General features: G+C 72.0%; 19 protein-coding genes and 1 pseudogene. 15 read left to right on the plus strand and 5 right to left on the minus strand.

All coding sequences use genetic code 11. The annotated features are described in order from the left end of the window. The 3 genes from ABZ312_RS36905 to ABZ312_RS36915 all read left to right on the plus strand — a co-directional run. The coding region (locus ABZ312_RS36905; RefSeq protein ID WP_500439608.1) for a CoA transferase at positions 1 to 226 on the plus strand (226 nt) is incomplete at its 5' end. 290 nt (positions 227 to 516) lie between these two features. Then, complete coding sequence (locus tag ABZ312_RS36910) at positions 517 to 1,068, plus strand: beta-class carbonic anhydrase (protein WP_500329835.1); 552 nt, start codon at positions 517 to 519, stop codon at positions 1,066 to 1,068. Between the two features lie 221 nt (positions 1,069 to 1,289). After that, positions 1,290 to 2,102 (plus strand): acyl-CoA dehydrogenase family protein, encoded by an 813-nt coding sequence (locus ABZ312_RS36915; protein ID WP_500439609.1) that lies wholly within the window; start codon positions 1,290 to 1,292, stop codon positions 2,100 to 2,102. Here the strand turns inward: ABZ312_RS36915 and ABZ312_RS36920 are convergent. Then, complete coding sequence (locus tag ABZ312_RS36920; protein WP_500439610.1) at positions 2,060 to 2,749, minus strand: GntR family transcriptional regulator; 690 nt, start codon at positions 2,747 to 2,749, stop codon at positions 2,060 to 2,062. The genes ABZ312_RS36915 and ABZ312_RS36920 overlap by 43 nt on opposite strands. Positions 2,750 to 3,068: 319 nt before the next feature. Here ABZ312_RS36920 and ABZ312_RS36925 point away from each other — a divergent pair, with 319 nt between their 5' ends. From ABZ312_RS36925 to ABZ312_RS36965, 9 genes and pseudogenes are all read left to right on the plus strand, one after another. Then, positions 3,069 to 3,524, plus strand: coding sequence for an NAD(P)H-dependent oxidoreductase subunit E (locus tag ABZ312_RS36925; RefSeq protein ID WP_500329830.1), 456 nt, complete (start codon positions 3,069 to 3,071; stop codon positions 3,522 to 3,524). Then, positions 3,521 to 5,137, plus strand: a complete 1,617-nt coding sequence (locus tag ABZ312_RS36930; protein WP_500329828.1) for a formate dehydrogenase beta subunit — start codon at positions 3,521 to 3,523, stop codon at positions 5,135 to 5,137. The genes ABZ312_RS36925 and ABZ312_RS36930 overlap by 4 nt, the downstream gene beginning before the upstream one ends. Then, positions 5,134 to 7,956 (plus strand): formate dehydrogenase subunit alpha, encoded by a 2,823-nt coding sequence (gene fdhF / locus ABZ312_RS36935; RefSeq protein ID WP_500439611.1) that lies wholly within the window; start codon positions 5,134 to 5,136, stop codon positions 7,954 to 7,956. Before ABZ312_RS36930 ends, fdhF begins: the two co-directional genes overlap by 4 nt. Positions 7,957 to 7,987: 31 nt before the next feature. Further along, positions 7,988 to 8,170, plus strand: coding sequence for a formate dehydrogenase subunit delta (locus tag ABZ312_RS36940; RefSeq protein ID WP_500329841.1), 183 nt, complete (start codon positions 7,988 to 7,990; stop codon positions 8,168 to 8,170). Positions 8,171 to 8,521: 351 nt separating this feature from the next. After that, a complete protein-coding gene (locus ABZ312_RS36945; RefSeq protein ID WP_319137404.1) occupies positions 8,522 to 8,725 on the plus strand; it encodes a cold-shock protein in 204 nt (67 codons plus the stop codon). Positions 8,726 to 8,811: 86 nt separating this feature from the next. Beyond that, complete coding sequence (locus ABZ312_RS36950; protein WP_500439612.1) at positions 8,812 to 10,446, plus strand: DEAD/DEAH box helicase; 1,635 nt, start codon at positions 8,812 to 8,814, stop codon at positions 10,444 to 10,446. A gap of 108 nt (positions 10,447 to 10,554) precedes the next feature. Then, complete coding sequence (locus tag ABZ312_RS36955; RefSeq protein WP_500360066.1) at positions 10,555 to 11,196, plus strand: PadR family transcriptional regulator; 642 nt, start codon at positions 10,555 to 10,557, stop codon at positions 11,194 to 11,196. An 82-nt stretch (positions 11,197 to 11,278) separates the two neighbouring features. Then, positions 11,279 to 11,934, plus strand: a pseudogene (locus tag ABZ312_RS36960) (ATP-binding cassette domain-containing protein). A gap of 532 nt (positions 11,935 to 12,466) precedes the next feature. Then, entirely contained in the window at positions 12,467 to 13,885 is a 1,419-nt protein-coding gene (locus ABZ312_RS36965; protein ID WP_500360064.1) for an OFA family MFS transporter, read from the plus strand. Positions 13,886 to 14,133: 248 nt separating this feature from the next. On the opposite strand, the gene ABZ312_RS36970 is transcribed toward ABZ312_RS36965, so the two are convergent. The 3 genes from ABZ312_RS36970 to ABZ312_RS36980 form a co-directional block, all read right to left on the minus strand. Beyond that, a complete protein-coding gene (locus ABZ312_RS36970; protein ID WP_500439613.1) occupies positions 14,134 to 14,829 on the minus strand; it encodes a GntR family transcriptional regulator in 696 nt (231 codons plus the stop codon). Positions 14,830 to 15,029: 200 nt separating this feature from the next. Next, positions 15,030 to 16,502: a Re/Si-specific NAD(P)(+) transhydrogenase subunit beta gene (pntB, locus tag ABZ312_RS36975; protein WP_500329819.1), complete on the minus strand. Its 1,473-nt coding sequence runs from the start codon at positions 16,500 to 16,502 to the stop codon at positions 15,030 to 15,032. Positions 16,503 to 16,508: 6 nt separating this feature from the next. Beyond that, entirely contained in the window at positions 16,509 to 18,053 is a 1,545-nt protein-coding gene (locus ABZ312_RS36980) for a Re/Si-specific NAD(P)(+) transhydrogenase subunit alpha (protein ID WP_500439614.1), read from the minus strand. Positions 18,054 to 18,381: 328 nt separating this feature from the next. Here ABZ312_RS36980 and ABZ312_RS36985 point away from each other — a divergent pair, with 328 nt between their 5' ends. Further along, on the plus strand, positions 18,382 to 19,395 hold the full coding sequence (locus ABZ312_RS36985) for a 2-dehydropantoate 2-reductase (protein ID WP_500329816.1): 1,014 nt from the start codon (positions 18,382 to 18,384) through the stop codon (positions 19,393 to 19,395). A gap of 328 nt (positions 19,396 to 19,723) precedes the next feature. Next, the gene (locus ABZ312_RS36990; protein WP_500360052.1) at positions 19,724 to 20,656 is read left to right on the plus strand and encodes a LysR family transcriptional regulator; all 933 of its coding nucleotides are present in this window, start codon (positions 19,724 to 19,726) and stop codon (positions 20,654 to 20,656) included. Here ABZ312_RS36990 and ABZ312_RS36995 read toward each other — a convergent pair. Beyond that, positions 20,649 to 22,283 (minus strand): FadD7 family fatty acid--CoA ligase, encoded by a 1,635-nt coding sequence (locus ABZ312_RS36995; RefSeq protein ID WP_500329814.1) that lies wholly within the window; start codon positions 22,281 to 22,283, stop codon positions 20,649 to 20,651. The genes ABZ312_RS36990 and ABZ312_RS36995 overlap by 8 nt on opposite strands. A 258-nt stretch (positions 22,284 to 22,541) precedes the next feature. Here ABZ312_RS36995 and oxc point away from each other — a divergent pair, with 258 nt between their 5' ends. Then, positions 22,542 to 24,293, plus strand: coding sequence for an oxalyl-CoA decarboxylase (oxc, locus tag ABZ312_RS37000; protein ID WP_500439615.1), 1,752 nt, complete (start codon positions 22,542 to 22,544; stop codon positions 24,291 to 24,293). The last annotated feature ends 76 nt before the right edge of the window (positions 24,294 to 24,369 follow it).

The raw sequence follows: 24,369 nt of genomic DNA on the forward strand, positions 1-24,369 counted from the left end.
GATCATCGACGACGCCAGCCTCAAGGCCAACGACATCGTCGTCGAAGTCGACCACCCCGAACGCGGCACCTACACCACCGTCGGCAACCCCCTCAGACTCTCCGACTCACCCACCACCATCCACCGCTCACCCCTCCTCGGCGAACACAACCACGACATCTACACCACCGAACTCGGCATCCACGAGGACGAGTTGCCGGGGCTCAAGGCACTGGGAGTGATCTGACATGACCGCGGACCACGCGCGCCGTTCCACCGGCAGTGACACGACCCGGCGGTGCGCCCCGCCGCCGTACGGGCGGCGCCCGGTGTGCGGCCCGCCGGCGCCGCGGACCCCGCCGCCGTACCGGGGCCGGTGCGCCGTGCGGTCCGGCCTGCGTTGATACACCCCGTCTATCGACCGCCGGGCGGACACGGGAGCGGCAGGTGCCGCCGTGGTCCGCCCCGGACCGGCAGCCCGCGTGGATGATCGGAGCACGTGGACGGCCGCACCAGAAAAGGAGCGCACCGGAAGTCATGACGACGTCAACGTACGGTTCCGCACAGCCCGGCGGCAGCGCCCCGGGCGGGGAGACGGTCACCGACCGCCTCGTGGAGTCCAACCGCAAGTACGCCGCCGGGTTCACCGACCCGGGCATGGGCGCCCGGCCCGTGCTCCAGGTGGCCGTGGTGGCCTGCATGGACGCCCGGATCGACCTGCACGCCGCCCTCGGCCTGGAACTGGGCGACTGCCACACCATTCGCAACGCCGGCGGTGTGGTCACCGACGACACCATCCGGTCGCTGACCATCAGCCAGCGCGCCCTGAAGACCCGCAGCGTGATACTGATCCACCACACCGGCTGCGGTCTGCAGACCCTCACCGAGGACTTCCGCCACGAGCTGGAGCTGGAGGTCGGCCAGCGCCCTGCCTGGGCGGTGGAGGCGTTCCAGGACGTCGACCAGGACGTCCGGCAGTCGATGCAGCGGGTGCGTACGTCCCCGTTCCTGCCCCACACCGACGACGTCCGGGGATTCGTCTTCGACGTCACGACGGGGCTGCTGCGGGAGATCGACCCGCGCCCCTGAACCACCCGGGGCACGCAAGCCCCCACCAGGACCTGCGCGCGGACCGGCGGACGGCAACCTGCCGGGAGACGCGGGACGGCTGCTCCCGGCGGCTGGTCCGCGCGCACGCCGGCGGGGCGGCCGGCCCGCACGCACCCGCGTGCCCGGCCGCCCCGTCCGTCGTCGTGCCCACATCCGCTGCCTGACGGCAGATCAGCAACCGTTCCCGAGGGGGTCACCTCGTGTCGTACCGCAACGCCTTCTCCCGTGTCCTGAGCGACGTCATCGCGCCCCGTGCCGAGCGGACCGGCAGGGAGGGGAGCTTCCCGCGCCGCGCGGTGAGCGCCCTGGGCGAGGCGGGGCTGCTCGGGCTGACCGTCTCCACCGACCTGGGCGGCGGTGGCCTGGGTCCGGCCGAGGCCGCCGAGGTCGTCGCGCGGATCGCCGGGACCTGCCCGGTGACCGCGGCCGTGCTGCAGTCCCACTACGCGGCGGTCGCCGTGATCGAGGCGTGCGGGAGCCGCTGGGTGCGCGGCGAGACGGCCGCCGGACGCCACCTCAGCAGCCTCGCCCTGGCGGACGGTACGGACGGCGCGTACGGTGCCGCGGGCGCGACCGCCACCCGCTCGGGAGAGGTGGTCGCCCTGCGCGCCCGCAAGCGCGAGGTGGTCGCGGCGGGGGAGGCCGACAGCTACGTCTGGTCGTCGCTGCCGCTGGCCGCCGGGGACGGGCTGACCCTGTGGCTGGTGCCCGCGCACGCGCCCGACCTGTTCGTCCCGGCCCGGCCGGACGGAGGCGGACCGCACGGCAGTGCCACCTCCACGGTCCTGGCCGATCCGGTCCTCGTCCCCGCCGACGCGATGCTCGGGGAGGACGGCGCGGGGCACGAGGTCGTGCTGCGCACCGTGCTGCCGTGGCTGCACGAACTGCGCGACGCCCTGGGCTCCTCGGCCGTCCACCCGTCGGTCGAGGCCGCGGACACGGCCGCGTCGGCGGCGGTGGGCGGGGCGGCTCAGCTCAGCGCCGTCGCCCCCGCCGCGACCGCCTTGCGGTAGTCGCCGGTGCGTTCGGTGTGCTTGCGCATGATCTCGCCGGCGCGGTCGCCGTCGCCCTTGGCGATGGCCTTGATGAGCTGGGCGTGCTCGTTCCAGGCGTCCTTGCCGCGGGGCTTGGCGATGGGGGTGTAGTACCACCGCACCTTCCGGCTCACCTGCGAGATCAGCTCGGCCAGCACGGCGTTCGCGGCGATGGACGTGATGAAGGAGTGCAGCGCCGTGTTCGCCGTGACCAGGCGCTCCACGTCACCCCCGGCGAGCGCCTCGACGCCCTCCTTCTGCAGCTCCCAGAGGCGTTCGACGTCCTCGGGTTTGGCGTTCTCGGCGGCGAGCCGGGCCGAGTACGTCTCCAGCACCGAGCGGACGCCGAGCAGCTGGGCGGCCTCCTCCTGCGTGGGGGAGTGGACGAAGGCGCCCTGGGCGGGGCGCAGGTCGACCCAGCCGTCGGTCTGCAGCCGCTGCAGGGCCTCGCGCACCGGCTGGCGGGAGACCCCGAGGTGCTCGGCGAGTTCGGCCTCGACCAGGTGCTGGCCCGGTGTGAGGGAGCCGTTGATGATCAGTTCGATCAGGGCGTCGTACACGGCCTGGCGCAGTGGTGCGGGGCGGGCGACCCGGCGGGTCGCCGCGGCCGTCAGGGCCTCACGCATGGTTCCCCCGTTCTGCCACCGAGCCTGTGGGCCGACGGCTCTGCACTGGTGGCCGCCGTGAGGGTCGCCGGCGGCGGGAACGGTCAGTATACAGGTTTTGGTATGCAACATGCCTTTCGGTCGCGACAAGACGCGCCCGGGTGCCGGGACTTGGGGAAAGTCCCGGCTGCAGGATTCTGTATGCAGAAGTTTGTATGCGGTATCGTCGCCGTGTACTGCCGGCACCGTCGGGAAGGCGAAGCGGCTTCGTGACGATCCCGCGCCCGAACTCCCTGACCTGGCGAAGGCGGAGTGGTCAATGACGATCGGCGGGAGTGACATGACGGTCGAAGACGTGGTCAGGACGGTTGTGGCCGACCATCGGGATCAGCGCGGTGCCCTGCTACCGGTACTGCATGCCCTGCAGGCCGAGTTGGGCTGCGTGCCGAAAGAGGCGATACCGGTGCTCGCCGACGAGTTCAACCTCTCCAGGGCGGACGTCCACGGAGTGGTGACCTTCTACCACGACTTCCGCCGTGAGCCGGCGGGACGGACCACGGTGCGCATCTGCCGCGCCGAGGCCTGCCAGGCCCTCGGGTCCGACGCGCTGGTGGGCTACGCGCGGGAAGCGGGACTGGCCCTGGGGGAGACGACCCCCGACGGTTCGGTCACCGTCGAGCAGGTCTTCTGCCTCGGCAACTGCGCCCTGGGGCCGGCGGTCGAGGTGAACGGCCGGTTGTACGGACGAGTGGGCACGGCCCGGTTGGGCTCCATCCTCAAGGGGACGGTCGCATGACGAAGAACTCTTCCGACTCCACGGTGACGGTCTACGTCCCGCGTGACTCGGCGGCCAGATCGGTCGGCGCGGACGAGGTGGCGGACGCGCTGCGGCGCGTCGCGGCGGAGCGGGAGGCGCCCGTCGACGTGGTGCGCAACGGCTCCCGCGGCATGCTGTGGCTGGAGCCGCTGGTCGAGGTGGTCACCCCGGCCGGCCGTGTCGGCTACGGGCCGGTGGCCCCCTCGGACGTGGAGGGACTGCTGGCGGCGGGCATGCTCGAAGGCGCGGACCACCCGCTGCGCCTCGGCGTCGTCGACGAACTGCCCTGGCTGGCCCGCCAGACGCGGGTCACCTTCTCCCGGGTCGGGGTGACCGACCCCCTCTCGCCGGAGGACTACCTGCGCCACGGCGGCCTGGCCGGACTGCGCACCGCCCTCGGCATGGCCCCCGCCGACGTCGTCACCGAGGTCACCGACTCCGGCCTGCGCGGCCGCGGCGGCGCCGGCTTCCCGGCCGGCATCAAGTGGAAGACCGTCATGGACTGCGCCGACGAACTCAAGTTCGTCTGCTGCAACGCCGACGAGGGCGACAGCGGCACCTTCGCCGACCGCATGGTCATGGAGGGCGACCCCTTCATGCTCATCGAGGGCATGACGATCGCCGCGCACGCCGTGGGCGCCCGCGAGGGCTACTTCTACATCCGCTCCGAGTACCCCGACGCGGTGGCCACGATGCGCGCGGCGATCGGCATCGCGCGCGAGCAGGGGTGGCTCGGCGAGGGCATCCTTGGGTCCCCGCTCGACTTCGACCTGCACGTACGCGTCGGCGCCGGCGCGTACATCTGCGGCGAGGAGACCTCCATGCTGGAGAGCCTGGAGGGCAAGCGCGGCACCGTCCGGGCCAAGCCGCCGATCCCCGCCATCGAGGGGCTGTTCGGCAAGCCGACGGTCGTGAACAACGTCCTCACCCTCGCCACGGTGCCGGTCATCCTCGCCGAGGGCGCCAAGGCGTACCGGGAACTCGGCGTGGAGCGCTCGCGCGGCACCCAGGTGTTCCAGCTCGGCGGCAACATCGCCCGCGGCGGGATCGTGGAGACCGCCTTCGGCGTCACGCTGCGCGAACTGGTCGAGGAGTACGGCGGCGGCACCTTCTCCGGGCGGCCGGTCCGCACGGTGCAGGTCGGCGGGCCGCTCGGCGCCTACCTGCCGACGTCGATGTTCGACCTGCCGATGGACTACGAGGCGTTCGCCGAGGCGGGTGCCATGCTGGGCCACGGCGGCGTCGTCGTCTTCGACGAGAGCGTCGACATGGCCGCCCAGGCCCGGTTCGCGATGGAGTTCTGCGCCGAGGAGTCCTGCGGCAAGTGCACGCCCTGCCGGGTGGGATCGGTCCGCGGCGTCGAGGTGATCGACAAGATCGTGGCCGGTCAGCAGCGGGACGAGAACCTGGCCCTGCTCGAGGACCTGTGCGAGCTGATGACCGACGGCTCCCTGTGCGCGATGGGCGGGCTCACGCCGATGCCCGTGCGCAGCGCCATCGCGCACTTCCCCGACGACTTCCTCGCCCGCGACCCCGGCCGGGCGATCCCACGCACGCACGCCCATGGAGGAAGGACGGAGGGCACGGCATGACACTCCTGAAGGAACCCGACTTCGGCACACCGGAGCGCCCCGGCGCGGCGACGGTCGCGGTGGAAGTGGACGGGATGCCGGTGACCGTGCCGGAGGGCACATCGGTGATGCGCGCCGCCGCGCTCGCCGGCATCGACATCCCCAAGCTCTGCGCCACCGACAGCCTGGAGCCCTTCGGCTCCTGCCGGCTGTGCGTGGTGGAGATCGACGGCCGGCGGGGCACCCCGGCGTCCTGCACCACGCCGGTGGCGGACGGGATGAGCGTGCGGACCCAGACCCCCAAGGTGGAGAAGCTCCGCCAGGGCGTCATGGAGCTGTACATCTCCGACCACCCGCTGGACTGCCTGACCTGCCCGGCCAACGGCGACTGCGAGCTGCAGGACATGGCCGGCGTGGTCGGGCTGCGGCAGGTCCGCTACGGCTACGAGGGCGCGAACCACCTCGACGCGGAGAAGGACACCTCCAACCCCTACTTCGACTTCGACGCGTCCAAGTGCATCGCCTGCTCCCGCTGCGTCCGCGCCTGCGGCGAGGTGCAGGGCACCTTCGCGCTGACCATCGAGGGGCGCGGCTTCGACTCCAAGGTCTCCGCCGGCGCCGGCGAGAGCTTCATGGAGTCCGAGTGCGTCTCCTGCGGGGCCTGCGTGCAGGCCTGCCCGACCTCCACGCTCCAGGAGAAGTCGGTGGTCGAACTCGGCATGCCCACCCGCTCGGTGGTCACCACCTGCGCGTACTGCGGCGTCGGCTGCTCCTTCAAGGCCGAGCTGCGCGGCGACGAGCTGGTGCGGATGGTGCCGTACAAGGACGGCGGCGCCAACGAGGGCCACTCCTGCGTGAAGGGCCGCTTCGCCTTCGGCTACGCCAGCCACCCCGACCGGGTGCTGAAGCCCATGGTCCGCGAGAAGATCACCGACCCGTGGCGCGAGGTCGAGTGGGACGAGGCGATCGGCACGGTCGCCCGCCGGATGCGCGAGCTCCAGCAGCAGTACGGGTCGGGCGCGATCGGCGCCATCACCTCCTCGCGGTGCACGAACGAAGAGGTGTACGTCGTCCAGAAGATGGTGCGCGCCGCCTTCGGCAACAACAACGTCGACACCTGCGCCCGGGTCTGCCACTCCCCGACGGGGTACGGGCTCAAGCAGACCTTCGGCGAGTCGGCCGGCACCCAGGACTTCCGGTCCGTGGCCGAGGCCGACGTCATCATGGTGATCGGCGCCAACCCCACGGACGGGCACCCGGTGTTCGCCTCGCGGATGAAGCGCCGGCTGCGCGAGGGCGCCAAGCTCATCGTCGTGGACCCGCGCCGCATCGACCTGGTGCGCTCCCCGCACGTCCAGGCCGAGCACCACCTGCAGCTGCGGCCCAGCACCAACGTGGCCGTCGTGAACGCCATGGCGCACGTGGTGGTCACCGAGGGGCTGGTCGACCGGGCCTTCGTGGACGCGCGGTGCGAGGACTTCGACGAGTGGGCGGAGTTCATCGCCCGCCCGGAGAACAGCCCGGAGGCCACGGAGGAGCTCACCGGGGTGCCGGCCGGGGAACTGCGCGCGGCGGCACGGCTGTACGCGCAGGCCCCGAACGGCGCCATCTACTACGGTCTTGGCGTCACCGAGCACAGCCAGGGCTCGACCATGGTGATGGGCATGGCCAACCTGGCGATGGCCTGCGGCAACCTCGGCCGCGACGGCGTCGGGGTGAACCCGTTGCGCGGCCAGAACAACGTCCAGGGCTCCTGCGACATGGGTTCGTTCCCGCACGAGCTGCCCGGCTACCGGCACGTCTCCGACGACGCCGTGCGCACCGTGTTCGAGAACCTCTGGGGCGGCACGATCCTTGCCGAGCCCGGGCTGCGCATCCCGAACATGTTCGACGCGGCCATCGACGGGACGTTCCGCGGCCTGTTCGTGCACGGCGAGGACATCGCCCAGTCCGACCCCAACCTCAAGCACGTCACCGCCGCGCTGGAGGCCATGGAACTGGTCGTCGTCCAGGACCTGTTCCTCAACGAGACGGCGAAGTTCGCGCACGTCTTCCTGCCCGGCGCGTCCTTCCTGGAGAAGGACGGCACCTTCACCAACGCCGAGCGCCGCATCAACCGGGTGCGCGCGGTGATGAAGCCGAAGACGGGCAAGCACGAGTGGCAGATCGTCTCCGAGATCGCCACCGCCATGGGCCACCCCATGGCGTACGACCACCCCGGTCAGATCATGGACGAGATCGCCCAGGTCACGCCGACCTTCACCGGTGTCTCCTTCCAGCTGCTGGACAAGCTGGGCAGCGTCCAGTGGCCGTGCAACGAGAAGGCCCCCGAGGGCACGCCCATCATGCACGTGGACGAGTTCGTGCGGGGCAAGGGCAAGTTCGTGGTCACCACCTTCGTGCCGACCGCCGAGCGCAGCACCCGGCGCTTCCCGCTGATCCTGACCACGGGACGGATCCTCAGCCAGTACAACGTGGGCGCGCAGACCCGCCGTACCGGCAACGTCGCCTGGCACCCGGAGGACGTGCTGGAGCTGCACCCCCACGACGCCGAGGTCCGCGGCATCGTGGACGGCGACACGGTGACCCTGGCGAGCCGGGTGGGGGAGACGACGCTGAAGGCCGAGATCTCCGACCGCATGCCGCCCGGGGTCGTGTACACCACCTTCCACCACCCGGTGACCGGGGCGAACGTGGTGACCACGGAGAACTCCGACTGGGCGACCAACTGCCCGGAGTACAAGGTGACCGCCGTGCAGGTGGGGCTCGCCCGCCCGCGGCGGGCCGACGGCGCGGAACACGACCGGGACAGGGACCAGCTGCTGACGGTGGTGGACTGAGGTGGCCGGCGCAGTGCCGGCCGAGCGCCGGATGGCCAACGACATCGCGGCCAACCTCGTCCATCTGCCGGGCGACCGGGCGGCCGAGGCCGTCGCGGGGCACATCGGCAGGTTCTGGGACCCGCGCATGCGCACCCGTCTCCTCGACTTCGTCGACGCCGGGGCGGACGGGCTGGACCCCTTGGTGGTCGAGGCGGTGAAGCTGCTGCGCTGACGACGCGCAATCCCGGCCGGTCCCGGCCGGCCGGGATCCCGGACACCGGGGAGCGCGGGGACCTGTCCCCGCGCCCCCGGGCGGGGGCGTGCCGAGCCTCCGGCACATGAACCGGTGGGTGTTTCACCCTGCGGCGTGAACGCGTCGTGACCGACGGTGCCCGCCCGCCGTCCCGTGCCTGCCGCCGCTTGCGCCCCGTCGTCCGGGGCGCGGCCTGTGCTAAGGTGTCCTGGTTGCAGTTGTGGTACCCATGAAACCTATGTGCGCCTGACGGAATTCATCTCCCGCAGGCGCATTATTTGTTCTCCGGCATTCCCCGGATGGGCCCTCTGCCTACTGAAGGAGAATGTCATGGCACAGGGAACCGTGAAGTGGTTCAACGCCGAAAAGGGTTTCGGCTTCATCGAGCAGGACGGCGGCGGCCCCGACGTCTTCGCCCACTACTCGAACATCGCCACCCAGGGCTTCCGTGAGCTCCTGGAGGGCCAGCGGGTCACCTTCGACGTCACGCAGGGCCAGAAGGGCCCGCAGGCGGAGAACATCGTCCCCGCCTGATCGCCGGACGCGTACCTGCTCACCGGGGTCCGCACCGTCATGGTGCGGACCCCGGTTTGCGCTGCTCCAGGAAGGCAAATATCCGCATGTCCCGCAGGCCCCAGAAATCGAATCGGCGCGCGCCGTCGTCCGCACCGTCCGCATCGTCGCCGAGAGAATTCCGGCTGCCGGAAAGCACGACACCCGCACTTCCCGCGGTCGAGGACTTCGCCGCTCTCGACATGCCCGCGGGGCTGCTGAAGACCCTCACCGCGCAGGGGGTGACCACCCCCTTCCCCATCCAGGCCGCGACGCTGCCCAACTCGCTGGCCGGCCGTGACCTGCTGGGACGGGGCCGCACCGGCTCGGGCAAGACCCTCGCCTTCGGACTGGCGCTGCTCGCCCGTACGGCCGGACTGCGCGCGGAGCCCAAGGCGCCCCTCGCCCTCGTGCTGGTGCCCACCCGGGAACTCGCCCAGCAGGTGACGGACGCGCTGACCCCGTACGCGACGGCGGTGAACCTCCGCATGGCCACCGTGGTCGGCGGGCTGTCCATGACCAAGCAGGCCGCCACGCTCCGGCGCGGCGTCGAGGTGCTCGTGGCCACCCCCGGCAGGCTGAACGACCTGGTGGAGCACGGCGACTGCGTGCTCGGCAGCGTGGGCATCACGGTGCTGGACGAGGCCGACCAGATGACGGACATGGGCTTCCTGCCGCAGATCACCAGGCTGATCGAGCGTGTGCGGCCCGACGGGCAGCGGATGCTCTTCTCGGCCACCCTGGACGGCAACATCGACCGCTTGGTGCAGCGGTTCCTGACCGACCCCGTGGTGCACTCCGTGGACCCGTCCGCGGGGGCGGTGACCACGATGGAGCACCACGTGCTCCACGTCCTGGACGAGACCGACAAGAAGGCCGTCACCACGCGCATCGCGGCACGCGACGGCCGGGTCATCCTCTTCCTCGACACCAAACGGTCCGCCGACCGGCTCGCCAAGCGGCTGCTGGCCGTCGGTGTCCGCGCGGCGGCGCTGCACGGGGGCCGCTCCCAGCCGCAGCGCAACCGCACCCTGGAGCAGTTCAAGAACGGCCAGGTCACCGCGCTGGTCGCCACGAACGTCGCGGCCCGCGGCATACACATCGACGACCTCGACCTCGTCGTGAACGTCGATCCCCCCATGGACCACAAGGACTACGTCCACCGGGGCGGCCGCACGGCCCGCGCCGGCGGCTCCGGCAGCGTGGTCACGCTGGTCCTGCCCGACCAGAAGCGGGACGTGACCCGGCTCATGTCGGACGCGGGCATCCGCCCCCGGACGGCCCGCATCACCTCGAGCGACGCGCAACTGGCGACCATCACCGGCGCCCGTGAGCCGTCCGGCGTGGCCGTCACCATCGAGGTGCCCCAGCCGCCGGCCGCGCCGAAGGCGTCCCGCCAGAAGAACGGCACCGAGAACGGCGGGCGGCCCGCTCGCCGACGCCGCAGCGGCGGCGGCGGAGCCGGGGCGGCGGCAGGTGCCGCCACCGGGACCGGTGCTCGCGGTGGCGCCCGCCGGGCGGACGCGCGCGGGACGACGGGTGGCGCAGGCAGTTCGGGCGGCCGGGGAGCCGACCGCCGGGGAGCGGCGGGCGCGGCTTCCGGTGCCGGTTCCGGTACGGGGACCCGCGGCTCCGGGCGGCGGCCGGTGGCCGGCACCGAGGGCCGGGGCGGCCGGAGCGGCCGCCGCAACCCCGCGGGCTGACCGGACGGGGGACGTACACGGGGCCCGACACCGGACCGGCACCTGCTGCGGCACGGCGGTGCCGGGGCGCGTGCGGGGCCCGGTGCCGTTCGGCCTAACCTGGACGGCATGTCAGCGATCCGTCTCCTCGTCCTGGGCGCGGTCCGCCAGCACGGGCGGGCCCACGGCTACCAGGTGCGCAACGACCTGGAGTACTGGGGCGCGCACGAGTGGTCCAACGCCAAGCCCGGCTCGATCTACCACGCCCTGAAGCAGATGGCGAAGCAGGGACTGCTGCACGCCCACGAGGTCGCCCCGTCGACGGCGGGCGGCCCGCCCCGCACCGAGTACGAGATCACGGACACCGGGACCGAGGAGTTCCTGCGCCTCCTGCACGAGGCGCTGGTCGCCTACGACCAGAAGATGGACCTCCAGTCCGCGGCCATCGGCTTCATCGTCGACCTGCGCCGGGACGAGGCACTGGACCTGCTGAGGGAGCGGATCCGCAGGATCGGGGAGTGGCGGGCCGCCGTCACCGAGCACTACGTCCCCGAGGAGGGCCCCGGCCGGCTCGGCCACATCGGCGAGATCATGAACCTCTGGGTGCACACGGCCGACTCCGACGCCGCGTGGACCCGTGGGCTCGTCGAGCGGATCGAGGGCGGCGCCTACACCTTCGCCGGGGAGGGCGAGCCCTTCGTGGGCGTGCTCGCGCAGGGCGAGGAGAACCCGTACACGACGGGCGAACCGCATCCCGGGGACGAGCACTAGTCACATTTGACGAATGGATTCCGCGCCCGCTACTTTGCGCCGGTAGTCAAGTTTGACTAGTTGCCCAGTGGGGGAGTGGCCCATGACCGACGCAGCCATCACCGTCGAGGGGGCGTACAAGAAGTACCGCGACAAACCGGCGCTGGACGGGCTCGACCTGCTGGTCGCGCGCGGCACCGTGCACGGGGTGCTCGGCCCCAACGGCGCGGGCAAGACGACCCTGGTCCGGATCCTGTCCACCCTGCTCCGGCTGGACCGCGGCCGCGTCGAGGTGGCCGGGTACGACGTGGTGACCGAGGCCCGGGAGGTGCGGTTCCGCATCGGCCTGCTCGGGCAGCACGCGGCCCTGGACGAGCAACTCGGCGGCCGCCAGAACCTGGAGATGTTCGCGCGCCTGCACCATCTCGGCGCCCGCCGGGCGCGCGAGCGCGCCGGCGAACTGCTCGGGCGCTTCGGCCTCGCGGACACCGGACGCAAGGCGGTCCGGCAGTACAGCGGCGGCATGCGGCGCCGCCTCGACCTCGCCGCGTCCCTCGCCACGCCCGACTCCATGCCCGGCTGGCTGGGCACGGCCGTCCAGTGGAACCCGATGTCCCGGACGGCGACGGCGGTACGCGACCTGTTCGGCGGTCCCGGTGGTGAATCCGGCCACGTCTGGGCCGCGGTGGCCTGCCGCTGGCCCTGCTGGCGGTGTTCCTGCCGCTGGCGCTACGGAGGTTCGGGCGCCTGAGCGCGTAACAAGGGTGCCGCCCCCTCCTTACCGATCCTTTACCCGGACCCGGCCCGGTCCGCGGCGCGAAGGCATCGGATGCCCCGGGCAACCATCCGACGGGCAGTGGCAGTTACCCCTCCGACCTGGGACAACGCGCCCTGGAGCTGCCTGAGTTGCCCGCCGGGACGGGCGCGGTGCGGGCTTGATCGGTTGGTAATGCGCTGGTCAATCTTCCCGTCGTCCCCTGGACACCCCGTTTCGCAGGTCCATACCGTATGCAATCTCCAGTATGGAGAATCGCGCTGACCAGCTGAATGTCTGCCTCAACACTCCCTGAGCACGGCCGAACAGCCATGCCCGGGGCCGTACCACCGTGTCACCCGCCTGCGCGCTGTCACGGTCCGGGTTGCCGCCCTGGACCTCAGTCGCCCGGACGACGTACCACCGGGCCCGGCCATGCCGGGCCGAGCCGCAGGGATGGTCCGCTCCACCCCTCCGCATGAAGAGAAAGGCCCAGGGGGCGCACGCCAGGTTCTTTTCACGCAAGGGAAGGCACCGATGTCAGCAACACCGCACGTGACTCCCGGCCAGTACCGGGAGGTCACCGACGCGAACGGCCGCGTCTACCGGGTCGGGGAGACCGACGCCTCCCTCCTCGGGAGGCCCAGGGCCTGGATGGTCTGGCTCCCCTGGATCGCGATGATGGGCGTCAGCGTCTACGAGTACGGCTACAGCTCCGCCGAGGCGGTGCTCGAGCACGCCCACGGATGGACCCTCACCGAGACGTTCTGGATCGCCAGCATCTGGGCGGTCTTCCAGGCGGGCGTCGCGTTCCCCGCGGGACGGCTGCGGGAGACCGGGGTCCTGCCGGCCAGGACGGCCATGCTCGCCGGAGCGGTCTTCTCCGGTCTGGGCTTCCTGGCGCTCTCGCACCTCGGCAACCCCTACGTGGTGATCGCCGGTTACTCGGTGCTGGGCGGTACGGGCGCCGGCCTGGTGTACGCCACCTGCATCAACATGGTCGGCAAGTGGTACCCCGACAACAAGGGCGCCCGTACCGGGTTCGTGAACGGCGGCTTCGCCTACGGAACCCTCCCGCTCATCTTCGTCTTCAACTACTGGTTCCACCCGTCCAACTACAAGATGGTCCTCGACCTGATCGCGCTGGGCATGGTGCTGGTCGTCGCCTTCTGCGGGATGTTCTTCCGCGACCCGCCGAAGAGCTGGTGGCCGCACGACGTGGACCCGCTGAACCGCGGTGTGACCGAGGACGCGAGGCGGGTCGCCAAGCGCCTGGCCAAGAACCCGCCCGCCAAGGGCCAGTTCACCCCGATGGAGGCGATCAGGACCGGGCAGCTGCCGCTGATGTGGTTCGCCCTGGTCTGCATCGGCGGCGTGTCGCTCTTCGGCATCAACTTCCAGGTCCCGTTCGCCAAGAGCCTGGGCTTCGGCCCGCTGGTCGCGGCCTCCTCGGCGGGTGTGCTCGCCGTGGTCAACGGTGTCGGCCGGGCGATCGTGGGCTGGTTGTCGGACTACCTGGGCCGGCGTCAGACGCTCGGTCTGGTCCTGGTGGTGGCGGGACTGGCGCAGTTCGGCGTGCTGTGGTCGGGCCAGGCGCACAACGAACCCCTGTTCCTGTTCTTCGCGTTCCTCAACGGTTTCGGCGGCGGGGCGTTCTACCCGCTGTTCGCCGCGCTCACTCCGGACTACTTCGGGGAGAACAACAACGCGCAGAACTACGGGCTGGTCTACAGCGCCAAGCTGGTCGGCGGCGTCGGCGGCGGTGGTGTGGCCGCCGGGGTGGTCGCGGCCTGGGGCTACACCGGCGCGTACTGCCTGGCCGGGGGCATCGCCTTCCTCTCCGCGCTGATCACGGTGTTCCTGCGGCAGCCCGGCGCCCCCCGCCGCAGCGGCGACGGGAGCCCCGTGGCCCCGGTGGGCGGCCTCACCGCCGCCCCTGCCGAGGCGACCACCTGACGGTTGCGGTACCGGGGCTCCGCGAGGAGCCCCCCATCGAACGTGCGCGGGCGTAGGAGCCCGGCCCGGGACGGCGGCAGTTCCGCACCGGGTGCCCGCGTCACGGAGGCGGGGCCGGCCGGTGGGGTGCGCTCCCTGCTCCGCCCGGCCCCGCCCGTCCCTCCCGTGCTCCCCGTACTCCTGTTCCCCCCTCGACGACGGTCCGGGTGCCCCCCTGCCCCCGGACCGTCCGGCGTTCCCGTGGGCCCTCACGCCCTCCCGGCGTCGACGGCGGCGGCGATCTGCCGGCAGTAGAAGTCGGTGGTGTTCCGGGTGTGGCGGCGCATCAGCTCCTCGGAACGCTCCGCGTCGCCCAGGGCGATGGCCTCGATGATGGTGGCGTGCTCGTTCCAGGCGTCCCGGCCGCGGGGCCGTGCGATGGGCATGTAGTACCAGCGCACCCGCCGGTCGACCTGGAGGATCAGCTCGCCGAGGACCTGGTTGCGGGACAGTTCGGTGATGAAGCCGTGCAGTGCGGCGTTGGCCTCGACGATCCCGCGGGCGTCGTCCGCCGCCAGGGCGGCGATGCCGGCGTCCTGCAGTTCCCACAGGTGTGCCACGTCCGCGTCCGTGGCGTGCAGCGCTGCGCCGTGCGCGGAGTGGGTCTCCAGCACGGCGCGGACGCTGAGGAGCTGGGTGGCCTCCTCCTGCGTGGGGGAGTGGACGAAGGCGCCCTGGGCGGGGCGCAGGTCGACCCAGCCGTCGGTCTGCAGCCGTTGCAGCGCCTCGCGCACCGGCTGGCGGGAGACCCCGAGGTGGTCGGCGAGTTCGGCCTCGACCAGGTGCTGGCCCGGTCTGAGGGTGCCGTTGACGATCAGGTCGATCAGGGCCTCGTAGACGGCCTGGCGCAACGGTGCCGGCCGGGTGACCCGGACGACGGCGGCCGCGGTGCTTCTCTCGCGCATGAGCCCCCCTGTCGGCTGAGTTCTTTGCACAGTGCCAAGAATACAGATTTCGGTATGCAATTCAGCCGCAGGATGGACAAGGCTTGGTCGGAAATCGGCCGTCGGCATGCGAAGGCCCGCGGCGGAGCACCGGCGGCACGGCGGACGGGGGCGGGGGAAGCCGCGCTTCCCCCGCCCCACCGCCGTGGGTGCAGCACCCGTCAGGCAGGGGCGGGCTGCTGGTCGGTGCGCAGGCCCCGCGACGCCGCGGAAGCGGGGTCGGGCGTGCTCAGCGAGCGCAGGATGGCGTCCACGCTCTCCTTGGCGTCGCCGAAGAGCATGCGGCTGTTCTCGCGGAAGAACAGCGGGTTCTGCACCCCCGCGTACCCCGAGGACATGGACCGCTTGAAGACGATCACGTTCTCCGCCTCCCACACCCGCAGCACCGGCATGCCGGCGATGGGGCTGGACGGGTCCTCCTCCGCCGCCGGGTTGACGGTGTCGTTGGCGCCGATCACCAGTACCACCGTGGTGTCGCCGAAGTCGTCGTTGATCTCGTCCATCTCCAGCACGACGTCGTACGGCACCCGGGCCTCGGCGAGCAGCACGTTCATGTGCCCGGGCAGCCGGCCGGCCACCGGGTGGACGCCGAAGCGGACCTCGACCCCGCGCCGCCGCAGCGCCTGGGTCAGCTCCGCCACCGGGTGCTGCGCCTGGGCCACCGCCATGCCGTAGCCGGGCGTGATGATCACCGACGTGGCGTTCTCCAGGAGTTCGGCGGTCTCCTCCGCGGAGGTCTCGCGGTGCTCGCCCTGTACGGCGTCGCCGCCCGTCGGCGCCGGGGCGCCGAAGCCCCCGGCGATCACCGAGAGGAAGGACCGGTTCATCGCCTTGCACATGACGTACGACAGGTAGGCGCCGGAGGAGCCGACGAGCGCGCCGGTGACGATGAGCAGGTTGTTGTTGAGCAGGAATCCCGCCGCGGCCGCGGCCCAGCCCGAGTAGCTGTTGAGCATCGAGACGACGACGGGCATGTCACCGCCGCCGATCGAGACGACCAGGTGCCAGCCGAGCACGAGCGCCAGCGCGGTGACGGCGATCATCAGGCCGAGGTCCGGGCTCACCGTGAACCACACCGTCAGGGCCACGAAGGCGGCCAGCGCCCCGAGGTTGAGGGCGTTCTTGCCGGGCAGGGTCAGCGGACGGGACTTGATCCGCGCTGACAGCTTCAGGTAGGCGACGATGGATCCGGTGAAGGTGACCGCGCCGATGAAGATGCCGATGAACACCTCCGCGTGGTGGATGCCGAGCAGGTCGCCGGCGACCCGGGTCTGCGCGGCGCCGTGCGCCTCCACCTCGTAGTAGCTGTTCCAGCCGACCAGCACCGCGGCCAGGCCGACGAGGCTGTGCAGGACGGCGATGAGCTCGGGCATCTGGGTCATCTCGACCCGGCGCGCCCGCCACAGGCCGATGGCACCGCCGACGACCGTGGCGGCGACGATCAGCACGACGGCGGTGCCCGGGATGTCCTGTGCCGCGGCGACGACGGTGGCGACCAGCGCCAGCGCCATGCCGCCGATGCCGTACGCCACTCCGGCGCGGGAGGTGCGGTGTTGCGAGAGTCCGGCCAGGCTGAAGATGAACAGCAGCGCGGCGACGATGTCGGCGGCCTGTGCGGCCGTGGTTGCGTTCATCGATCCTCAGCCCTTCGAGAACATGCCGAGCATACGGCGGGTGACGGCGAATCCTCCGAAGATGTTCACGGTGGTCAACATGATCGCTACGACCGACATCACGGTGACGGCCGGTCCGGCGTGGCCTATCTGCAGCAGTGCTCCGACCACCACGATCCCCGAGATGGCGTTGGTGACCGACATCAGCGGGGTGTGCAGGGCGTGGTGGACCTTTCCGATCACGTAGTAACCGATGACGACGGCCAGCGCGAACACCGTGAAGTTGCCCACGAGCTGGGCCGGGGAGAAGGCGATCAACAAGAACATCGCGAGCATGCCGGAGGCGATCAGGCCGTAGCGCGCGGCCGGTGAGAGACGGGGCTCCTTCGGCGCAGGCGCGGTCGCCACCGGCGCCGGTGCCTGCCCGGCGGGCGCCGCCGACACCTGGACGGGCGGTGGCGGCCAGGTCTTCTCGCCCTCCCGCACCACCGTGACGGCCCGCTGCACGACGTCGTCGAAGTCGAGCGTCAGCCGCCCGTCCTTGCCCGGCGTCAGCAACTTGAGCAGGTTGACGAGGTTGGTCCCGTACAACTGCGAGGCCTGGGCGGGCAGCCGGCCCGCCAGATCGGTGTAGCCGATGATCGTCACGTCGTTGTCGGTGACGATCGCCTTACCGCTGACCGTGCCCTCGACGTTGCCGCCCTGCGCGGCGGCCATGTCGACGATGACGCTGCCGGGCTTCATCGACGCCACGTCGGCCGCCGTGATGAGCCGGGGGGCCGGGCGGCCGGGGATCAGCGCGGTGGTGATGATGATGTCGACGTCCGCGGCCTGCTCGCTGTAGATCTCCGCGGCGCGCCGGTCGTACGCCTGCGAGGTCGCCTTGGCGTAGCCGTCGCCGCTCGCCTCCTGCTCCACCTCGACGGCGAGGAACTCGCCGCCCAGTGAACGGACCTGGTCGGCGACCTCGGCCCGCGGGTCGGTGGCCCGCACCACCGCGCCGAGGCTGCCGGCCGCGCCGATCGCGGCCAGACCCGCCACGCCCGCGCCGGCCACCAGGACCTTCGCCGGCGGCACCTTGCCGGCCGCGGTGACCTGGCCGGTGAAGAAGCGCCCGAAGACGTGGGCCGCCTCGATCACCGCCCGGTACCCGGCGATGTTCGCCATCGAGCTGAGCACGTCCATCGACTGGGCCCGGGAGATGCGCGGGACGGCGTCCAGCGCCAGCACGGTGATCGGCCGTGCCGCCAGCTCCTCGACCAGGTCGGGGCTGTGGGCCGGGGCGATCAGCCCGATCAGGGTCGCGCCTTCGCGCAGCTTCCCGATCTCCTCGTGCGAGGGGGCGTTGACCTTCAGGACCACGTCCGCCTGCCAGGCGTCGCCGATCCGCGCGCCCGCATCGGTGTAGGCCTCGTCGGGGAAGCCGGAGGCCGCTCCGGCCTCGGACTCCACGACGACCTCGTAGCCGAGGCCGAGGAGCCGGCGGACGCTGTCCGGTGTGGCCGCCACCCGCGTCTCCCCGGCGGTGGACTCGGTGACGACACCGATCTGCTGTGGGGGTGAATCAGACATCGCTCTCCTTTTCCGTCGCTACTGACCGACGTCACGGCGTCGTCAGCCGAGCCGTCGTCCGCACTGCGTGCTCCCCGGCCTCGTGGTGCGGCCGTGCGTGCCCGGGACCGCGTGTGCGGCGAAGCGTTCCCCCGCTGCGTGCTCGATCAACCTGTCCGGAGCGTGTGTGACCCGGTTCATGGTCCCGGGCGACGCCGGAGACCTCCGCCGCGGCGCCGGGCGGGACCCTGTTCGGTTCCGGGCGCGCGACTTCGCGTGAGGGGACTGTACATCCCAAGAGAGTACTGCATACAGTATTCACTCCCCCTTCGAATGGAGAGGAGTCGCCGTGAAAATCGCAGTCCTCGGAGCCGGTGCGATCGGCGCTTACGTGGGCGCGGCACTGCACCGTGGTGGCGCGGACGTCCACCTGATCGCCCGGGGTGAGCATCTTCAGGCGATACGCGCCCACGGAGTCCGGGTGAACAGCCCGCGCGGTGACTTCGTGGCCAAGCCCCACGCCACGGACGACCCCAAGGAGATCGGCCCCGTCGACTACGTCTTCTTGGGCCTGAAGGCACACTCCTACGCGACCTCAGGACCGCTGATCTCCCCGTTGCTCGACGACAAGACCGCGGTGGTGGCCGGTCAGAACGGCATTCCCTGGTGGTACTTCCACGAGCTGGCCGGCCCCTACGAGGGGCGGCGGATCGAGGCGGTCGACCCCGGCGGCGCCACCAGCGCGGTGCTGGCGCCGGAACGCGCCATCGGCTGCGTCGTCTACCCCGCGACGGTCATCGAGGCCCCCGGGGTCATCCGGCACCTGGAGGGCACCCGGTTCTCCATCGGCGAGCCGGGCGGCGGTGTCTCCGACCGGTGCACGGAGCTGAGCGAGGCCATGATCGCCGGCGGCCTCAAGTGCCCGGTGGAGCCCAACCTGCGCGACGACATCTGGATCAAGCTGATGGGCAACGTCGCCTTCAACCCGATCAGCGCCCTCACCAGGGCGACGATGGTCGACATCTGCAAGCACCCGCACACCCGGCGGCTGGTCGCCCAGCTCATGGAGGAGACCCTCGACATCGCGGCCAGGGTCGGCAGCACCCCCGACATCTCCATCGAGAAGCGGCTTCGGGGCGCCGAGGGGGTGGGACACCACAAGACCTCGATGCTCCAGGACCTCGAGGCCGGCAAGCAGCTGGAACTCGACGCCATCGTGACGGCCGTCGTGGAGATGGCCGACATCTCCGGCGCGGACGCCCCCAACCTGCGGGCGGTCCACGCCGCGACCGACCTGCTGGCCCGCGGCGTCACCGCGGACCGGGAGGACGGGGCCGGCGCGCGCAAACCCGTCCCCGCCTGACCCGTCCCCCGCGTATCCGAACCCGAGACACCCGCGGATCGCCGGTCCACCGCCGGACGACCGCCGCAGCACCTCCGGAGCCCGGTCCCGTCGCGGCGGCGACGGGACCGGGCCCCGGGCAGGGGCCCGCACCGGCTTGGCGGGCGCGAACGAGGGCCGCGATCCGGCTCGGTAGGCTGTGCCCGGTCACACCGCAACCAGCCCGTCCGCCGTCGGCCGCCCGGGGACGTTCCCGGTCCCGGGAGCGCCGGTCCGCCGGCACCGACGGCGTTGCGACTCCAGCAGGAAGTGCCGGCGCGGCCGCGGCCCAGGCAGAGAGGAGTCGTTCATGCTGTTCCGTCAGCTGGAGTACTTCGTGGCGGTTGCCAGGGAGCGGCACTTCGCCCGGGCGGCGGAGTCCTGCTACGTCTCGCAGCCCGCGCTCTCGGCGGCGATAGCCAAGCTGGAGCGGGAGCTCAACGTCACGCTGATCAACCGCGGGCACAACTACCAGGGCCTGACCCCGGAGGGCGAACGGCTGGTGGTCTGGGCCAAACGCATCCTTGCCGAGCAGGAGGCCTTCAAGGCCGAGGTGGCCGCCGTCCAGTCGGGCATCACCGGCACCCTGCGGCTGGGCACCGAGCCCACCGCGTCCACCACCCTGGTCCTGCCCGTCGCCGCTTTCTGCGCGGCCCATCCGCTGGCCAAGGTCCAGGTCCGCTCCCGGCTGTCGACCACCGAACTCCACCGCCAGCTCCTCGCGTTCGAGCTGGACGCCGCGATCGCGCACTTCGCCCCGCACGACCGGGAGAACCTGCAGGTGATGCCGCTGTACGAGGAGCGGTACATGCTCCTCGCCTCAAGCGACCAGCTGCTGCCGCAGACCGACACCATGAAGTGGGCGGACGCGGCCACGATGCCCCTCGCCCTGCTGACCCCCGACATGAGGATCCGCCAGGTCATCGACGACGCGTTCGCCGAGAGCGGGGTCGTGGTGACCCCGCAGGTCGAGACGGACTCGGTGGCGGCCCTCTACGCCAGCGTGGGCGCCGGCGCGTGCGCGAGCATCGTCCCGCACACCTGGCTGCGCGCGATGCCGCCGCTCGGCCGGATGCGGGCCGTGCGCCTCGTCGACCCGGACGCCAGGGCGCAGGTCTCCGTCGCGATCCACGCGGCGACCCCGGGGTCGGTCGCGGCGCGGGCGTTCATGACCGCGGCGGCCGGTCTGTCGCTGGACGAGTTCTTCGACGAGCCGTTGCCCGCGGAGCACCGCGTCAGGTGAGCCCGGGCCATACGGGGCCCTCGGAGTACAGGACGTCCACCGCCGCCCGGTCAAGACCGCCCTTCGCCGTGTGCGGGAGCGAGGCGACGACCCGGATCCGGTCGGGGATCTCGAACGGGGCCAGCCGGGCGCGGCAGTACCGGCGGATCTCCTCGGCCCCGGGCGCCTCGGCCCCCGGCGCCTCCGCGCCGCCCAGGACCACGGCCGCGCCGACCCGCTGCCCGTACGTCGCGTCGGGCACGGCGAACACGGCGGCCTCGGCCACCCCCGGACACCCGGCGAGGACGTCCTCGACGTGCTCGGGCACGACCTTCTCGCCCCCGCGGATGATCAGGTTCTTCAGGCGGCCGGTCAGGAACAGGTGGCCGTCCTCGTCGAGCGCGCCCAGGTCGCCGGTGCGGAACCAGCCGTCGGCGAAGCCGTGTGCCGTCTCGGCGGGATTGCCCAGGTAACCGCGGGCCACCGTGGGACCGTGCACCCACACCTCGCCCTCGCCGCCGGGCGGGCACGGCTTCCCGTCCGGGTCCAGGACCCGCAGCTCGATCCCGGTCGGCCGGCCGACCGAACCGTGCTTGAGCGACCCGTACTGCGGCAGCGGCTCGCTCGTCGCCTGGTGCGCGGACTCGGTCATGCCGTACGCCGACAGCAGGGGCGCGCCCAGGGTGCGCTCCAGCGCCCGCTGGGTGGCCGTGTTGAGGGGCGCGCTGGAACTGCGCAGGAACCGCAAGCCCGGCACCTGCGGGCCCGTGAGGTCCGTCGCCGCCCGCTCCAGGAGGAGCTCGTGGACGGTGGGGACCGCGGTGAACCACGTGGCGCCGGCCGCCCGCATGTCGTCCCAGAAGGTGTGCGCCGAGAACCGCCCGCGCGCGGGCAGCAGCACGCAGCCCCCGCTCGCCAGCGTGGACAGCAGCGTGGCGAACAGCCCGTGCCCGTGGAAGAACGGCATCGCCGCGACCGTCGCGTCGCCCGGCACCAGCTCGTAGGCGGCGCACACGCCGCGGACCGAGGCGGCCACGTTGCCGTGCGTCAGCGGGACCATCTTCGCCCGGTCGGTGGTCCCCGCGGTGAACAGCACCAGGGCGTCGTGCGCGGTCAGTTCGCCGGACGCGCCCCGCGCGGCGGCCGGCGCGCCCGCGCCCGTTCCGAGCACGGCCGCCGCCGTCCCGGCGGGGGAGAGGTCCACCCGCAGGGTCCAGGCCGGGACACCGGGCCCCACGGCCGCCGGCGGGGCGCCGCCCGCGGCCGGGCCCAGCAGGACCGCCCGCACCCCCAGCGCCTCCAGCCGGGCCGTCATCCGCGGCTCGGGCAGCGCGGGGTCCACGGGGGCCACCACCAGCCCGGCCCGCGCCCCGCCCAGCAACGCCACGACGAACTCCACGGTGTTGGCGCCGACGAGGCCGACCGGGTCCCCGGGGCGCAGCCCCGCCGAGGTCAGGCGCGCGGCCACCGCGTCGGCCAGCTCGTCCAGGGCGCGGTAGGAGACCTCCGCGCGGTCCGCGCCGGCGATCAGCGCCGGTGCCTGCGGACGCCCCCGGGCGTGCCGGTCGAGGAGATCGGTCAGGCCCGTGACCGCGGGCGGCCGGTAACGGTCGGGGTCGCGCACCGATGCAGCGGCCGGAACGGCCATGGCCGCACCTCCTCGCGCCTGGAATGTCTGATGAACCGTCCCCAGCGAGACTGCGCGGGGCGCGGAGCACCCGTCCAATACGCACTGGCGAACGGTCGATAGCGGAGGTCTATCAACCCACCTCAACGCCCCTGTGGCGTGCGTCGATAAACGCCGTCTATCGGCTGGTCGCCGATAGGTCTTGGACGCGGGGGAGCGGGCTGCGGATGGTGAAGGGAGAAGCCGCACGCATGACCCGCCCAAGGAGGACCTCGGACCATGACCGCCCCCTCACCACTGGAGACAGCGGCGAACGCCGACGCACCGGCCGAGCTCACCGACGGGTACCACCTGGTCGTCGATGCGCTCAAGATGAACGACGTCGACACCATCTACGGGGTGGTCGGCATCCCGATCACGGATCTGGCCCGGCTCGCCCAGGCGCAGGGCATCCGTTACATCGGCTTCCGCCACGAGAGCAACGCGGGACACGCGGCGGCGGCGGCCGGCTACCTCACCAAGAAGCCGGGCATCTGCCTGACGGTGTCGGCGCCGGGCTTCCTCAACGGGCTGGTGGCGCTCGCCAACGCCACCACCAACTGCTTCCCGATGGTGCAGATCTCCGGCTCCAGCGAGCGCCACCTCGTCGACCTCAAGCAGGGCGACTACGAGGAGATGGACCAGCTCGCCGCCGCGCAGCCGTTCTGCAAGGCCGCGTACCGCGTCAGCCGGGTCGAGGACATCGGCCGCGGGATCGCCCGCGCCCTGCGCACCGCCGTCTCCGGGCGCCCCGGCGGCGTCTACCTCGACATCCCCGCCGCGGTGCTCGGCTCCATCATGGACGCCGGGGAGGGCGCGAAGACGCTCAGCCGCCTCGTCGACCCGGCACCGCGCCAGCTGCCCGCCCCCGAGGCGGTGGACCGCGCGATCGAGCTGCTGGCCGGCGCGCAGCGGCCGCTGATCGTCCTCGGCAAGGGCGCGGCCTACGCTCAGGCGGACACGCAGATCCGCGAGTTCGTCGAGTCCACCGGCATCCCCTACGTGCCGATGTCGATGGCGAAGGGCCTGCTGCCCGACGACCACCCGCAGTCCGCGGCCACCGCCCGCTCGCTGGCGCTGAAGAAGGCCGACGTCGTGATGCTGGTCGGCGCCCGCCTGAACTGGCTGCTGAACCACGGCGAGGCACCGCAGTGGAACCCCGACGCGAAGTTCGTGCAGATCGACATCGAGGCGAAGGAGATGGACAGCAACCAGCCCATCGCCGCCCCGCTCGTCGGTGACATCGAGTCGGTCGTCGAGGCCCTCATCGAGCGCAGCAAGCCGGGCCAGATCGCGGCCCCCGCCGCCTGGCGCGAGGAGCTGGGCGCCCGCTCGGCGCAGAACGTCGCCAAGATGGCCGAGCGCCTGAAGGCCGACCCGCACCCGATGCAGTTCATGGGCGCCCTGAAGGCCGTGCGCGACGTCATCCGCGAGCGGCCCGAGGTCTACCTCGTCAACGAGGGCGCCAACGCCCTGGACATCGCGCGCAACGTCATCGACATGCACGTGCCGCGGCACCGCCTCGACAGCGGCACCTGGGGCGTCATGGGCATCGGCATGGGCTACGCGATCGCCGCCGCCGTCGAGAGCGGGGAGCCGGTCGTGGCCGTGGAGGGCGACAGCGCCTTCGGCTTCAGCGGCATGGAGATCGAGACGATCTGCCGCTACAAGCTGCCCGTCGTCACGGTCATCATGAACAACGGCGGTGTCTACCGCGGTGACGACGTCAACCCCTACGACGAGGCCCCGTCGCCGACGACGCTGATGTCCGCGGCCCGCCACGACGTGATGTTCGAGGCCTTCGGCGGCAAGGGCTACCGCGCGACCACCCCCGCCGAGGTCACCGCCGCCCTCACCGAGGCGCTCGCCTCGGGCGGGCCGGCCCTCATCGACTGCGTGATCGACCCCTCGGCGGGCACCGAGAGCGGCCACATCTCCCACCTCAACCCCAAGGGCATCACCGTCGGCAACATCGTGCCGGCCAAGAAGTGACCGCCCCGTAGGCGACGCACCGCACCCCGAAGCACCGTTCCCCAGTACCGCCCACCCGCGCACCGCGAACAGACAA

It is taken from the genome of Streptomyces sp. NPDC006207 (assembly GCF_040613835.1).
In the GTDB taxonomy this organism is placed as follows: domain Bacteria; phylum Actinomycetota; class Actinomycetes; order Streptomycetales; family Streptomycetaceae; genus Actinacidiphila.